We start from the raw sequence: 13499 nt of genomic DNA, 5'->3' as shown, positions 1-13499 counted from the left end.
CCCCACTCTACCCTTTGCCGGCCCATCGCGGGAGGGCCAGGGACAGGTCCGGCGCGTAGGTGACGAGCAGGAGCCCGATGCCCAGGATGAGGAGGAAGGGCAGCACCGTGCGGTACAGCCGGGGCAGGGGGATGCCGAAGCGGCTGGAGGCGAGGAAGAGGTTGAGCCCCACCGGCGGCAGCAGGAAGCCCACTTCGAGGTTGGCCAGGAAGATGATGCCCAGGTGCACCGGGTGGACGCCGTACAGGGCGCCCATGGGGGCGATGATGGGGGCAAGCACGATGATGGCCGAGTAGATCTCCAGCACGCTGCCCAGCACCAGGAGGAGGACGTTGAGCGCCAGGAGGAAAACGAGCCGGGAGTGGACGTGGGCGCGGGTCCAGGCCAGGAGCGCGTCCGGCACCTGGGCGTCCACCAGGTAGCTGGTGAGCCCCATGGCCACGCTGAGGAGGATCAGCACCGCGCCCATGAGGGCCGAGGCCTTGAGCAGCACCCGGGGCAGGTCCCGGGCGGGGTGGAGATCCCGGGTGAACAGGCACTCCGCGACGATGGCGTAGGCGAGGGCCCCCGCGGCGGTCTCCAGCATCGTGGCGCGCCCGCTGGCGAAAAGGCCGATGATCACCAGGGGGAGGAGCAGCTCCCACCGGGCCTTCCAGGTGGCGTCCAGGGCCGCGCCCCAGGCGAAGGGGGTGCGCGGGCCCTCCGCCTTCCGCCCCACCCAGACGCCGTAGGCGGCGGTGATGGCGATGAGCAGGAACCCGGGCACCAGTCCGGCCAGGTACAGCCGGTCCGCGGGGACGACGCTGTCCCGGCTGCTGGCGACGATGCTGTAGAGGATCACGGGCAGGCTCGGGGGCAGCAGCAGGCCCAGGGCGCCCGAGGCCGTCACCAGGCCCAGGGAGAACCCTTCGGAGTAGCCGTCCTTCCGCAGCATCGGGTACACCAGGCCGCCCAGGGCGATGATGGTCACGCCCGAGCCGCCCGTGAAGGTGGTGAACAGGGCGCACACCATGGCCACCATCACCGCCATGCCCCCCGGCAGGAAGCCCAGCCAGGCCCGGAAGAACCGCACCAGCCGCTCCGAGGCGCCGCTCTCGGCCAGCACGTAGCCCGCGCCGGCCAGCAGCGGGATGGCGGGGAGGGTGGGGGAGGCCACCAGGCGGTAGATCTCGGCCGAGACCGCGGCCACGGGGGTCCCCTGGGCGAAGAAGAGGCAGATGGCCACGCCGCCCAGGGCCACGAAGACCGGCGTCCCCACCAGGAGGGAGGCCAGGATGCCCGCGGCGGCGATCCAGGCCTTGGAGGCGAGCTGGGGCGGCAGGAGGCCCGCCGCGAAGGCAAGGGGAACGGCCGCCAGGGCCGCGGCGCGGCCCCGCCAGGTGCGGTGGGCCCGGTAGGCGAAGGTGACCGCCATGGCCGCCAGGGCCAGGGGCATCACGGCTTCGGGCACCCATGCGGGGATGCCGATGGAGAGCATGTGCGGGTCGAGGCGGTTGGCCAGGACCACCTGGGCGGAAGCGTAGGCCAGCAGCCCGGCCACGGCCGCGGAGACGGCGCTGGCGGCCCACTGCGCCGTCCGGCCCAGGCGGCCCTCCCCCAGCCACTGGGACGTGGAGAGCGTCAGGTGACCGCCCTGGCCGGTGGCGGCCAGGGCCCCCACGAAGGTGAGCCAGAGGGTGACCGCCTGCACCAGGTCCGCGGAACCCGGCACGTGGAAGCCCCCAAGGCTCCGGCCCGCGGCGTCCACCAGGGGCAGGAGGCACAGGGCCAGGAAGCTGGCCACCAGGACGATGCCCTCCCCGCCGAGCAGGAGCTTTTTGAGGAGCGTCATCGGCCGCGGCGCCGGAAGGCGTCCCGGGCCTTGAGGGCCTCGTCGTAGGCCTGGGCCGGCACGAACTCGCCGCGGATGCGGGAAGCGGCGCCGGCGATCATGCGGTTCCACTGCTCCCGGGCCCGGGCGTCCACGGGGATCAGCTTCACCCCGGCGCCCCTCAGGGCCGCCAGATCGCGCTCCTCGGCGGCGCGCATGTCGGCCCTGAGGCGGTTCCCGGCGTCCTGGGCGGCCTTGAGGAGGGCGGGGCGCACGTCGGCGGGGATCCGGTCCCACGCGGCCTTCGTGACCACGGTGCCCGCCATGATGACGGCCCACTTCAGGTCGGTCATGTGGGGGGCCTGCTCGTGGTACCGGGTGACCAGCACCACCTGCGGGGAGGTGAGGAAGGCGTCCAGGAGCCCGGTCTGGAGGCCCGTGGCCAGTTCCGTGGCCGGGGCGGGGATGGCGTTGAACCCGCCGGTCTTCCAGATCTCCAGGGTCCTGGGATCGCCGGCCCACTGGAACAGCTTCTGGTGGCGCAGGTCGTCGGGGGTGGCCACGGGCCTGCGGGAGAAGATGCGCACCCAGCCGCCGTCCGCCCAGTTCAGGGCCACGAAGCCCCGCGCCAGGATCCCGGCTTCCAGGCCCGGGCGCATGGCCTCCAGGGTCGCGTACACCTCCTGGGACGATTCGAAGGCCAGGGGGATGCTCAGGGCGAACACGGACCGGTCGATCTCCGCCAGGCCCTGGGAGGTGAGCACGGCGCCGTGGAGGGAACCCAGGCGCATCTTGCGCACCACGTCGGGCTCGTCGCCCTGGCGGCCCCCGGGGTAGAACACCACCTTGACCCGGCCGCCGGAGACCTTGGCCCAGGTGTCGCCCATGTCCTTGACGATGCGGAACCAGGAGGAGTTCTCCGGCAGCAGGGTGGCCATCTTGAGGGTCACCTGGGCGCCCAGGGGCAGCAGGGAGGCGAGCAGGAAGGAAGCGATTCGAAGGGGTCTCATGGCTGGGTTTCCTCGGGATCGTTGAAGAGTTCGCCGGTCCTCCCCAGCAGCCACCGGGCCCGGCGCTGGGCGACCCGGATGGCGGTGGCGTGGGCGGGGTCCCGGCCGGGATCCACCCGGAGGGCGTCGCCCAGGAGGGCGGTGAAGGCGGGCCGGTCCTGGGCTTCCAGGGCCACGGACTCGGCGAAGGTGACGTAGGCCGAGGCCCGGAGGCCGCCGGAGATCCGCACGGCCTCCTGGAAATGGGCCCGGGCCCGGGCCGCGGACCCCCCGGCCTGGGCGTGGGCGGCCTCCCAGGCCACCAGGAACTCGTGGGCGGCGCCGCCGTCCCATTCCGGGTCCAGGGCCAGGGCGCGGCGGATGAGCTTTTCCATGAGGGTCTGGTCCACCGCGAGGGTGGAATCCGAGATGTCCAGCGCGAAGGCCGAGGCCCAGGAGGCCGCCGTGAAGTAGAGGAGCGGCGCCTGCTCCCGGCCCGCCCGGGCCAGGGTGGCGTCCGGGGCCGCGCGCAGCTGGGCCCCGAACCCCGGCAGGGCGGCCTCCAGGCCCCGCAGGCCGTAGCCCCGGGCCCGGAGGTAGAGCCCCTTGGCCCGGACCCGCAATTCCGCGGCCCGGGCCGGGTCCTTGGCCTCGACGTAGTCCGCCTCGTCCTGGAGGAAGGCGTGGGCGTACTGGGTGAAGCCCGAGCAGGCCGCGTAGAGGAGCCCCGGGTGGGCCGGGCGCTCCTGGAGGAGGGCCTCCAGGCTCTTGAGGGCGAAGGGCGTGGCGTCCCGCACCAGCTCCGGGTCGTCGTCCGAGGCGTAGACGCCGGCGCCCCGGGCCAGGGCGTCCCCGATGCGGTCCACCGCCACCCGCTTGATGGAACAGCCCGTGAGCAGGATCAGGCAGAGGGGAAAAACCGGTTCAAGGAGCCGCATGGCATCACCTGCCCGACAGCATGACCGCACCCGGCGCCCCTGCCAAGTCGGAAGAGGCCCGGGTGCAAACGGACCGCCGGCGGTCCGGTGTCCGAAGTCGTCTAACGGACGATCTTTGCGTCCTCGATGATGACGGGATAGGTGTAGCCCGACCCGAAGTCCTTGGCGGTCCGCACGACGCCCTTGATGGTCACCACGTCGCCCACCTTGGCGGTGTCCATGGTGGTCACGGCGATGTCGTTGTCCCGGGATCCCTCGGCGCCGCTGCCATCGCGCAGGTGGAGCCAGTTGCGGCCCATGATGGCCTGGTTGTACTTCACGACCTTGGCCTTCAGGGTCACGGTCTTCTCCTTGAGGCCGTCCTTCTGGGCCCACACTTCGGCGACGGTGCGCGCATCGGCGCCGGCGGCCTTGGCCACCTTCTCGTCGGGGGCGGCGGGAGCCTTGGGGGCCATGCCCATCCCCATGCCCATGGGGGCGGCGTCCCCGGCGCCGGCCAGGTTGCCCATGTAGACCCGCTCAAAGGTGCGGTGCAGGGAGGGGGACTCGAACTTGTCCATGGCCACGGACACGTCCACGGCCACCTGGGCGCCCACCTTGACGTCGGCGGCGGGCACGGCGGCCCACACCTCGCCCTGGGCGGCCTTCAGCCGGAGGTAGGTGTAGGGCGGGGCGGAGACGGTCTCCAGCACGGTGCCCTGGATGGCGTTCTTGGCGGCGGGAGCGGCGGCGGCGGGCGCCGCGGGCTTCGACTTGGAGCAGGCCAGGCCGGCCAGCACGAGGGCGCCGGTGGTGAGAAGGGTGGGAACGATTTGCATTTTCGGGGCTCCTGGGGGGTTTCGACCGCTTTCCGGGGCTCCAGGATACCGCATGCCCGTCGAAGACGGCTCGCGGACCCTGAACGGGAGTATCCTGTTCCGGTTTCCCCTTCCCGCTGTCAGAGGTGTTGCTTGAATATCCTTCTCGTCGACGACGATGACCTCATCCTTGCCTCGGTGCCCAGCCTCCTGGGGATCCTCGGCCACCACGTGGAATCCGTGGACCGCGGCGCCAAGGCACTGGCGCTGCTGGAATCCTCGCCGGAACCGGACCTGGTGATCCTGGACGTGTCCATGCCCGACATGGGCGGCGTCGAGACCCTGCGGCGCCTGCGGACCTTCAGGCCCCAGCTCCCGGTGCTCCTGGCCACGGGTAACGTGGACGCCGCCGTGGAAGGGGCCATGGCGGGAGACCCCCACACCCGGGTGATCCCCAAGCCCTTCACCCTCGGCCAGATCCGGACGGTCCTGGCCCAGACGTAGGTCAGTGCCCGCAGCCGCAGCCCTCGTCCCCGCCGCAGCAGGAACCCGCAGCCTCCTCCCCGGCGCAGTCGCACTCGCCGCCGCAGCAGCCGCCCTCGGGCTCGGGGCCGCCGGTGAGGTAGCCCTCGGCCATCTCCACCAGGTTGCGGTGGGGGGCCATCTTCACCTGGAGGGCGATGTTCACGGCCTGGATGCGGTCCTCCCGGGGAATGCCCAGCTTGTGGAGGCGGAAGTTGTGGCGCTGGAAGGCCTCTTCGTTGTTGGCGGCCATGGCGGCGCCCAGGGCGATGAGCTCGGCGACGGCTTCGGTGACGAGGGTGGCTTCGGTATCGGGTCTCACGGAGGCTCCTGGGGCGGTCCGGCCGGGGGCCGGCCATTCTTTGATAGTGGAGGAAGGCAAGGCCCGTGACTACCACCCCGGGGGAAAATGCGAAGGCGGTCACATTGCCCTAGACTCAACCCATGACCCCGCCGCCGGAACCCCCGGACCTGCTGTTCTACGACGGCGGCTGCGGGCTGTGCCATGCCCTGGTGCGCTTCCTGGCGTTCCGGGAAGGCAGCTGCCGGTTCGCACCCCTGGGCGGGGCCACCTACCGGGCCCATTTCCCGGAGGGCGATCCGCCCCCCAGCCTGGTGGTGCTCCACGGGGACCGGGTCCTGCTGCGGTCCGGGGCGGCGCTTCACCTGCTGCGGAGCCTGGGCGGCGGCTGGGCCCTCCTGGCGCGGCTGGGGGGATGGGTGCCCCGGGGGCTCAGGGACGGGCTCTACGACGGGGTGGCCCGCGTGCGGAACCGGTTGTTCCGGCGCCCGGAGGGGACCTGCCCCCGGGTGCCGCCTTCGCTCCAGGGACGTTTCCTGCCTTGAGCCGGCGGCCCGGCGGGATTTCTGGCACTATGGAAGGCGATTCGAGATTCCATGCTTTTTTCCATGCTCCTTGCCACGCTTCTCCACCGGCCGCCCCTGGCGGATGAGGGCCCGACCCTGGACACGGCCGCCGTGCTCCAGCAGTTCCCCCTCAACAAGGGCGCCTCGTGGACCTATGCGGGGGAAGCGGAGTGGACGGTTCCCGACACCCACAAGGTGCGCACGGGACGGGTGCGGACGGTGATGGAGGTGCTGCAGTTCATCCCCGGCGAAACGGGCTTCGCGGCGGTGGTGCGGGGCTTTCCCATGGACCTGGCCTGGTTCGAACCCGGCCACGGCAATTCCATTTCCGTCCTCATCTGCAAGCGGGGGCGCCTCTACCAGGAATCCTCCCGCAGCCCCAAGGGGGCCGCGGCCAAGGCCCGCCAGTTGCTGGCCGACCGTGCCTATCCGCCCCAGGGCGCGGAACCCTTCCTGGACCTGCCGCTGCGCCCGGGGAAGAACTGGGCCCATGCGCCGGGCCGCGACGACAGCATGTATTCCTGGGTCGTGGAAGGCCGCGAACCCAGGCCCTTCTCGGCCCCCGGGGTGGCCCGGGGGGCGTCGTTCCCCGCCTTCACGGCCTCCTTCACCACCAACCCGGATGTGCGGACGCTGGAATTCGCGCCGGGGATCGGCATCACGGGGTTCGCCTACGAGCACCACGGCGCGGTGGCCCGCACCCGGGTGCGCCTCGTCGCCTTCCGGCCCTGACCCGCTAACGGGCTTCCCGGAACCGCTCCATGGCCTCCATCATGCGGGGGAAGCCCGCGGTGGGGGCGATGAGCAGGATGGCGTGCTCGATCTCCTGGGCCGTGCAGCCCGCGGCCTGGGCCTTGGCCATGTGGGTGAGCTGGGCCTTGGCGAGGCCCTGGGAGGCGGAGACGGCGAGCTTGATGAGCCAGCGCGTCTTCTCGTCCAGGGGTCCGCCCTGCTCGTGGACGGCCTTGCCGTACCGCTCGTAGGCTTCGTAGATTTCCGGGTGGGTGGCGATCAGGGCGTCCAGGTTCTCTCGGATCTTCATGGCGGCCTCCTGGCCCAAGGTACGTCCCTTCGCCGGTTCAGTCGACCTATTCGTAGGCGGCCAGGGCTTTCCGGAACTGGGCGACGACCTCCTCCCGCAGGAAGGCCGGCGCCAGGACCTCCGCCGCGGCGCCGAACTGCATGATCCAGCGGGAGGCGCCGTTGGCGTGGGTGGCCTTGAAGATCACCCGCGCCGACGCGCCGTCCTTCCCCGGGAAGGTCTGGAAATCCGGCAGGGCCGGGGGGGCCTCCTTGAACGCCTGGATCCAGTGGGACCCCCGGATGAGGGCCTCCACCTGGAACGGGGGCTCGGCGCTGGTCCAGCCGCCGATCTGGTACCGGGCGGCCCGGGCCATGAGGTCTTCCGGAAAGGCCCCGACCCGGGCCGTCACCTTCACGCTCACGATGCGGTTCTGGCGCAGGTGCTTGGGCAGGCGGCGCGCGGGGTCCCACACCAGGAGGAAGGTGCCGCCGGAAAAGAGGTCGTGGGTGAGGGCGTAGGGCACCACCCGGTGCACGGTGGCCGCGTCGGCGCCCGCGGCCTGGTAGACCACCTCGGTCTCCCGGCGGCCGTCCAGGGCCTTGAGGATGGGTTCGAGGATGTCGGGCGCCTCGATGGGGTCGTCCACGCCGCCCTGCACCAGGATGGCCTTCTTGAGGTTCTCGAAGAGCCGGCGGTCCCGGGTGGACATGCGCTCGCTGGCGAGCTGCTCCAGGGCCTCGAGCTTGTCCTGCCAGAGCAGCGTGCCGCACTGGGCCAGGGAAAGCCCCGCCACCCGCAGGGCCATGCGGGCCTCGCTGGACACGTGCTCGTCCCAGGAGGGACCCTTCTTCAGCACGAAGTGGATCACCGCGGGACTGCCCCGGCGCACCCGGTCGAACCGGGCCCCCTGGTCCTGCAGGACGAGGATGGCGCGGTCCACCGTGCGCAGGCTGAGGCCGCCCATGCGGGCCCGGAGCTTCTCCCGGCTGATGCCGTCCGCGCCGGCCTCCCGCAGGAGGGCCAGGGCCTCCCGGAGCCGGTCGGAGCCCACGAGGCCCTGGGTCTGGATGGAGGAGGAGGTGGCGGGCGGCATGGCGCCTCCGGGCGGAATGGGATGCGGCGGGGAATGGGGATCGGCCCCCAGCATGGCACAGGGCTGCCCGGTTCGCCAGCGCCTGTCAACCGTGACGCCGTGAGGCGCGGTTTCGCTGGTATCCTGGGGCCATGGAACGCACGCACCTCCTGGTCCGGACCCGCCGCCGCATCCACCTCCGCTTCGCCCGGCTCCAGGTCGGGCCTGGCGTCCGGCTGGCCCTGGCGGGTTCCCTGGGCCTGGTGGCCGGCCGCATCCTGGGCCTCCATGCCTTCTACTGGTCCGGCATCAGCGCCATCGTGGTGTCCACGGGCAGCACCAGCGGCAGCCTCAAGGCCGGCCTCAACCGCACCGGCGGGACCCTGGTGGGCCTGGGGGTGGGCGTGGCGACGGTGCTGCTGGTGGGCCATACGATGGTGGCGGCCAGCGTGGCGATCTTCGTGGCGATCCTGGGCTGCCAGTTGCTGGGACTGCGCAAGGCCTTCAAGGTGGCGGCCCTGACAACCTTGTTCCCGGTGACCCTGGTGGCGGAGCGGGCGGGCCTGTCGGCGACCCTGGCCACCTCCCTGTCCCGGGCGGCCAACGTGCTGGCCGGCAGCATGGTGGCGCTGGCCCTGGACGCCTGGGACGGCCCGGAGCGGGTGGCCGCGTGCGTGCAGGGGTGGTTCGCCCGGGCCTGAGGAAATCGATCTGGTAGAGCCTGTTCTAAATAGCTGCACAAGGCATGCCCAATACCCGAACGGCTCGGCGCAAGGAGCATCCAAGGAAGGCTCTTCGGCAAAGAAGGTACGCGTCGCGCCGCGAAAGCCAGGCAGAAAAACCAAACGCTGAGTCGCAGAGAACTCGCTGGGGCGCTGGGGGTTCAGCCTCACCAAGATGCACCTTCTTTTCCCAGCGCCCCAGCGAGCCCCCAGCGCCCCAGCGTTCAATCTTTTCCATGGTCTTGCCGAATCGCCGCGGGTAGGCCGATCACAGCTTCAACCAGACCGCGATGCTCAAGATGGCTTCCATTGGATCAATGAGATCTAGGTCCGGAAACGCGCCACCAGTTCCGCCAGGCCTTCCGCCGTGGCGGCCAGCTGGTCGGAGTTGGTGCTGGTCTGGACCACCGTGGCGCTGAGCTGGGTGCTGGCGCTGGCGTTGGAGATGGCCTTGTCGGCGGTGGCTTCCACCAGGTGGGCCACCTCGGAGCTGGCCTGGGCCTGCTCGGTGGTGGAGGAGGTGATCTCCAGGGCCATGGAGGTCACCTGGCCGATGTGCTCCCGGATCTCCCCAAGGGCCTCCACGGCCTCCAGCACCGTGGTGCGGCCCTGGACGACGGCGTGGTTGCTGGTCTCGATGAGGGCGGCGATCTCCCGGGCGGCGTGGGCGCTGCGCTCGGCGAGCTTCCGCACCTCCTCGGCCACCACGGCGAAGCCCTTGCCCAGGTGGCCGGCCTTGGCGGCCTCGATGGCGGCATTGAGGGAGAGCAGGTTGGTCTGGCGGGCGATCTCCTGGATCACCTTGACGGCATCCACCACGCGGGTGGTGGCCTCCTCCACCTGGGCCATGGCCTGGATGGCGGCCTTGCCGGACACGTCGCCGGCCTCGGCGGCGGCCACGGCGGCTTCGGTCTGGGCCTGGCTCGCGCGCACGTTGCCGGCCACCTCGTGGATGGAGGCGGAGAGCTCGGTCATGGCCGAGGCCATGCGCTCCACGGAGAGGCGCTGGTCCTCGGCGTTGCGGGCCAGTTCCTGGCTGGTGGTGGCGATCTCGTGGGTGGCGGAGACGAAGCCCGAGGCATTCGTCTGCACCCGCATGCCGTCGAAGCGGATGCGGTTCACCATGCCCTTGAGGTGGGACTGCATGGTGCGCAGGGTGGCCATGAGGCTGTCCTCGTCCCCCGGGTAGGTGGCGATCTCCACGCGCATGTCGCCCTCGGCCATGGACCGGACCACCTCGATGGCCTTCTCCGGGGCGGCGCCGAGCCGGATGCGCATGCCCCGCATGGCCAGCCAGGCCATGAGCAGGCTCGCCACGAGGCCGAAGGCGGTGGCCGCCACCCGGGGCGCCACGTTCGCCGGCGCCGAGGTGGCGATGGTGAAGCCCTGGATGAGCAGGAAGAGCCCCATGATGGAGAAGAAGGCCACCCGCAGCTGCGTGGTGGCGGGCATCCCCCCGAAGGGCTCCCACCGCCGGGCCCGGGTGTCCTCCCACCGCCGGCCCTGGTTGAGCAGCGCGTAGACGCGCTCGGCCTCGCGGATCTGGGAGCGGCTGGGCTTGCTGCGGATGGAGACGAACCCCTTGAGGACGCCCCGCTCCGTGATGGGGGTGACGTTGGCGTCCACCCAGTAGAAATCGCCGCTCTTGCAGCGGTTCTTCACCAGGGCGTACCAGGGCTTGCCGGCCTTGGCGGTGCGCCACAGGTCCTCGAAGGCCGCCGAGGGCATCTCCGGGTGGCGCACCAGGTTGTGGGGCTGGCCGATGAGCTCGGCCTCGGTGAAGCCGCTGATGCGGATGAATTCATCATTCACGTAGGTGAGCCGCCCCTGGGGGTCCGTCATGGAGACGACGAAGGCGCCCTCCTTCAGGTGGATCTCGTTGGTGGTGATGGGCAGGTTCGTTCGCATGGGATCCGATCCAGAAATCCGCGCCCGGCCGGTCACAGCGCGGGGGATGGGCTGCATCCCAGTCTCTACGGCCGGGTCAGGTCCCGCCATGAAATTCCGCTAGGTTAAATTACCTATTCCGCCATGGCGGCCTGGATCCCCGATCCCCGCCAAGGAAGCCCGGCGCGCGGCGCCGGGCCCCATGTCATGCTTGGACATTGTCCCAGCGCCCCAACGCCCCACCGTCCCGCCGTTCCCCGGAGCTCCCGTGAACCGCAAGCCCTGGTACCGCTCAAGCACCTTCTGGATCTTCTTCGGCCTGCTCATGGGCGTGGTCCTGGGGGGGTTCCTGCCCGCCGACCGGCATCCGGTGGCCTATGAATCGTTTCGGTTCATGTCCAAGGCCTTCATCAGCCTCATCAAGAGCATCATCGTCCCCATCCTGGTGGCCACGGTAATCACCGGCATCGCCCAGACCGGCGACCTCAAGGCGGTGGGCCGCATGGGCGGCAAGGCCCTCCTCTACTTCGAGATCATCACGACCCTGGCGCTGTTCATCGGGCTGTTCGTGGCCAACTGGGTCCGCCCAGGCGCGGGCCTGCCCCTGAAGGCCACCGAGCACCTAGCGCTGGCGGCCCAGAAATCCGGGTGGGAGGTGGCCCTCCACGCCTTCCCCACCAACTTCTTCCGGCACGCCGCCGAGGCCGACGTGCTCCCGGTGGTGGTGTTCTCGGCCCTCATCGGCATCGCCCTCACCCGGGTGCCTGACAAGGGCCGGCCCGTGCTGGCCTTCTTCGAAGGGCTCGCCCAGGTGATGTTCAAGTACACGGACATGGTCATGACCCTCACGCCCCTGGGCGTCTTCGGCGCCATGGCCTACAACGTGAGCCACATGGCCGCGGGCCAGACGCTCAACGGCGTGTTCGTGCACGGTTGGACCGCCGTGGCGCACCTGCTGGGCCAGTACGCCAAGCTGGTGGGGAGCCTGTACTTCGCCCTGATCCTCCTGGTGGTCCTGGTCTTCATCCCCGTCATGCTGCTGTTCCGCATTCCCATCGCGGGCTTTTTCCGGGCCATCAAGGATCCGGCCCTCACGGCCTATTCCACCGCTTCCAGCGAGGCCGCCCTGCCCAAGCTCCTGGAGGAGATGGTGCGCTTCGGCGTGCCCAGGCGGGTGGCGAGCTTCGTGATCCCCACGGGCTACAGCTTCAACCTGGACGGGTCCACGCTCTACCTGGTGCTGGCCAGCCTCGCCATCGCGCAGGCCGCGGGCATCCACATGAGCCTGGGCCAGCAGATCTCCATGATGGTGATGTTCATGCTCACCTCCAAGGGCGTGGCGGGCGTGCCCCGGGCGACCCTGGTGATCATCGCCGCCACCTGCGCCAGCTTCGGCCTGCCCGGAGAGGCCGGGGTGGCCATGATCCTGGCGGTGGACGAGATCATGGACATGGCGCGCACCACGGTGAACGTCACGGGCAACGGCCTGGCCAGCGCGGTCATCGCCAAATGGGAAGGGGTGTTCGGCGAGGAGGGGGCGGAGGCCGAGCCGGAGGCGGAGCCTGAGACCGAGGGCGGGGAACTCCAGCCCTCCACCTGAAGTCCGTCCGCGGGGTCCGGCTCCGGAAGGTGGCGCGCGGTTACCGGGGCAGGGACCTGGCCCGGCGGATCTCCTCGGCGCAGGACGCCAGGGCCTCGCGGAAGGCGGGGTTGGCCTTCATGCCCTTGACCGCGATCGCCGCCAGGCGCATGCCGCCCAGGTCGTCCGAGGGGAAGTGCACCCCCGCGAGCATGCGGCTCCAGGCGGCCTTGTGGGCCCATTCCGTCATGGCCTCGCGCCGGTCCGGGACCAGGTCCGACACCAGCTCGGCCAGGATGAAGATGGACGTGGAATGTCCGCTGGGGTAGGAGTAGAAGCCCGCCGGGGGCTCGCCCGGGGGCAGGGGGAACATCCTCACGCAGGGTTTCACCCGGGCGTCGATGTAGGGGGGCCGGAGCCTGCGGAACTTCAGCTTGGCGGCCTTGTTGAGGCTTTCGCCGTCTCCCAGGGCTTCGCCCAGCACCTGGGCGCAGCGGGGCAGGGCCTCCCGGGTGAACCAGGGCCCGATGGCCGCGCCGGCGCCGAAGATGTCCAACTGGTCCATCGCCCGGGCCCAGGCCACCTCGGCCTCCGTGCGCCAGGCCTGGATCTGGAGGATCGTCTCCAGGTCCGTGTCCGCCGCCAGGGTTCCCGGCAGGGGCGGCGCCGGCAGCTCGGACAGGTCCAGGGTGGCGGGGTCCACATAGTTGCGGGTGGCCTCCGGATACCTGCCGCGGGCGGCCTGGGCCGAGGCCGGGGGCCACGCCGCCAGGAGCAGCAGGGAGAGCGCCAGGGTTCCGAGTGCCTTCATCGAACGTGTCCTTCCGTGGAGGGCCCAGCGGCCCAGGGCTGTGGCGGCGGTGCGCCTTCGAAGCTGCGGGAAAAGCGATCCCCAATGCTACCCGCATTTCCCGCCATGCTCCTTCCCGGAGCCGGTAACCGTTCCGCCTGCCCGGTTTGAGGCTGGAACCGCGATCGCCTTCTTGCTGTTGCCGACCTGTTACCTGGTGAATCCGGCAAACTCCATCGAAGGGCCTATCGCCGAGGCGCCGAAGACGCCGAGGATCGCCGATAAAAAAAGAAGATCTATTCTCGGCGAACCCCGGCGCCTCGGCGTCGGCGATAGGCTGTTCGTTTCGAACTGCCTCGATGACGGGATCAGGTCGGCCTTCGACCACCCGTCCCAAGCCCCTTCCCAAGCGCATGCCAGAGCGAGTGGATGAAAAGCCGTCAACCCTGCGATGAAAGCGGCCTTGGAAATAATAATCAATAGAGAAATAGGATCAATCGTT

General features: G+C 70.5%; 14 protein-coding genes. 5 read left to right on the top strand and 9 right to left on the bottom strand.

Annotation, left to right across the window (positions count from 1 at the left end):
* Positions 1-7 precede the first annotated feature (7 nt).
* The 4 genes from ACZ5LB_RS06035 to ACZ5LB_RS06020 all read right to left on the bottom strand — a co-directional run bounded on the left by ACZ5LB_RS06035 (position 8) and on the right by ACZ5LB_RS06020 (position 4555).
* Positions 8-1831: a TRAP transporter large permease gene (locus ACZ5LB_RS06035; RefSeq protein WP_464605276.1), complete on the bottom strand. Its 1824-nt coding sequence runs from the start codon at positions 1829-1831 to the stop codon at positions 8-10.
* Positions 1828-2820, bottom strand: a complete 993-nt coding sequence (locus ACZ5LB_RS06030) for a TRAP transporter substrate-binding protein (RefSeq protein WP_464605275.1) — start codon at positions 2818-2820, stop codon at positions 1828-1830. The genes ACZ5LB_RS06035 and ACZ5LB_RS06030 overlap by 4 nt, the downstream gene beginning before the upstream one ends.
* Positions 2817-3737 carry a TRAP transporter TatT component family protein gene (locus ACZ5LB_RS06025; protein WP_464605274.1) on the bottom strand — a complete coding sequence of 307 codons (921 nt, stop codon included), beginning with the start codon at positions 3735-3737 and terminating at the stop codon, positions 2817-2819. Before ACZ5LB_RS06025 ends, ACZ5LB_RS06030 begins: the two co-directional genes overlap by 4 nt.
* Positions 3738-3838: 101 nt before the next feature.
* The gene (locus tag ACZ5LB_RS06020) at positions 3839-4555 is read right to left on the bottom strand and encodes an OB-fold nucleic acid binding domain-containing protein (protein ID WP_464605273.1); all 717 of its coding nucleotides are present in this window, start codon (positions 4553-4555) and stop codon (positions 3839-3841) included.
* Positions 4556-4687: 132 nt separating this feature from the next.
* On the opposite strand from ACZ5LB_RS06020, the gene ACZ5LB_RS06015 reads away from it, so the two are divergent.
* Positions 4688-5038: a response regulator gene (locus ACZ5LB_RS06015; RefSeq protein ID WP_464605272.1), complete on the top strand. Its 351-nt coding sequence runs from the start codon at positions 4688-4690 to the stop codon at positions 5036-5038.
* 1 nt (position 5039) lies between these two features.
* On the opposite strand, the gene ACZ5LB_RS06010 is transcribed toward ACZ5LB_RS06015, so the two are convergent.
* A complete protein-coding gene (locus tag ACZ5LB_RS06010) occupies positions 5040-5378 on the bottom strand; it encodes a hypothetical protein (RefSeq protein ID WP_464605271.1) in 339 nt (112 codons plus the stop codon).
* Positions 5379-5500: 122 nt separating this feature from the next.
* Between ACZ5LB_RS06010 and ACZ5LB_RS06005 the strand changes: the two genes are divergently transcribed.
* Both ACZ5LB_RS06005 and ACZ5LB_RS06000 read left to right on the top strand, forming a co-directional pair.
* Entirely contained in the window at positions 5501-5902 is a 402-nt protein-coding gene (locus ACZ5LB_RS06005) for a thiol-disulfide oxidoreductase DCC family protein (RefSeq protein ID WP_464605270.1), read from the top strand.
* A gap of 51 nt (positions 5903-5953) precedes the next feature.
* On the top strand, positions 5954-6655 hold the full coding sequence (locus tag ACZ5LB_RS06000) for a hypothetical protein (RefSeq protein WP_464605269.1): 702 nt from the start codon (positions 5954-5956) through the stop codon (positions 6653-6655).
* 4 nt (positions 6656-6659) lie between these two features.
* Here the strand turns inward: ACZ5LB_RS06000 and ACZ5LB_RS05995 are convergent, their stop codons facing one another.
* The gene (locus tag ACZ5LB_RS05995; RefSeq protein WP_464605268.1) at positions 6660-6965 is read right to left on the bottom strand and encodes a carboxymuconolactone decarboxylase family protein; all 306 of its coding nucleotides are present in this window, start codon (positions 6963-6965) and stop codon (positions 6660-6662) included.
* 46 nt (positions 6966-7011) lie between these two features.
* Positions 7012-8040 (bottom strand): helix-turn-helix transcriptional regulator, encoded by a 1029-nt coding sequence (locus ACZ5LB_RS05990; protein ID WP_464605267.1) that lies wholly within the window; start codon positions 8038-8040, stop codon positions 7012-7014.
* 131 nt (positions 8041-8171) lie between these two features.
* Here ACZ5LB_RS05990 and ACZ5LB_RS05985 point away from each other — a divergent pair, with 131 nt between their 5' ends.
* Complete coding sequence (locus tag ACZ5LB_RS05985; RefSeq protein ID WP_464605266.1) at positions 8172-8720, top strand: FUSC family protein; 549 nt, start codon at positions 8172-8174, stop codon at positions 8718-8720.
* 345 nt (positions 8721-9065) lie between these two features.
* Here ACZ5LB_RS05985 and ACZ5LB_RS05980 read toward each other — a convergent pair whose 3' ends face one another.
* Positions 9066-10649 (bottom strand): methyl-accepting chemotaxis protein, encoded by a 1584-nt coding sequence (locus ACZ5LB_RS05980; protein WP_464605264.1) that lies wholly within the window; start codon positions 10647-10649, stop codon positions 9066-9068.
* 247 nt (positions 10650-10896) lie between these two features.
* Between ACZ5LB_RS05980 and ACZ5LB_RS05975 the strand changes: the two genes are divergently transcribed.
* Positions 10897-12228, top strand: coding sequence for a dicarboxylate/amino acid:cation symporter (locus ACZ5LB_RS05975; RefSeq protein WP_464605263.1), 1332 nt, complete (start codon positions 10897-10899; stop codon positions 12226-12228).
* A gap of 40 nt (positions 12229-12268) precedes the next feature.
* Here ACZ5LB_RS05975 and ACZ5LB_RS05970 read toward each other — a convergent pair whose 3' ends face one another.
* Entirely contained in the window at positions 12269-13018 is a 750-nt protein-coding gene (locus ACZ5LB_RS05970) for a phosphatase PAP2 family protein (RefSeq protein ID WP_464605262.1), read from the bottom strand.
* Positions 13019-13499: the final 481 nt, after the last annotated feature.

Source organism: Mesoterricola sp. MK458 (assembly GCF_055384935.1).
This window is presented reverse-complemented; position numbering and strand designations above follow the sequence as displayed.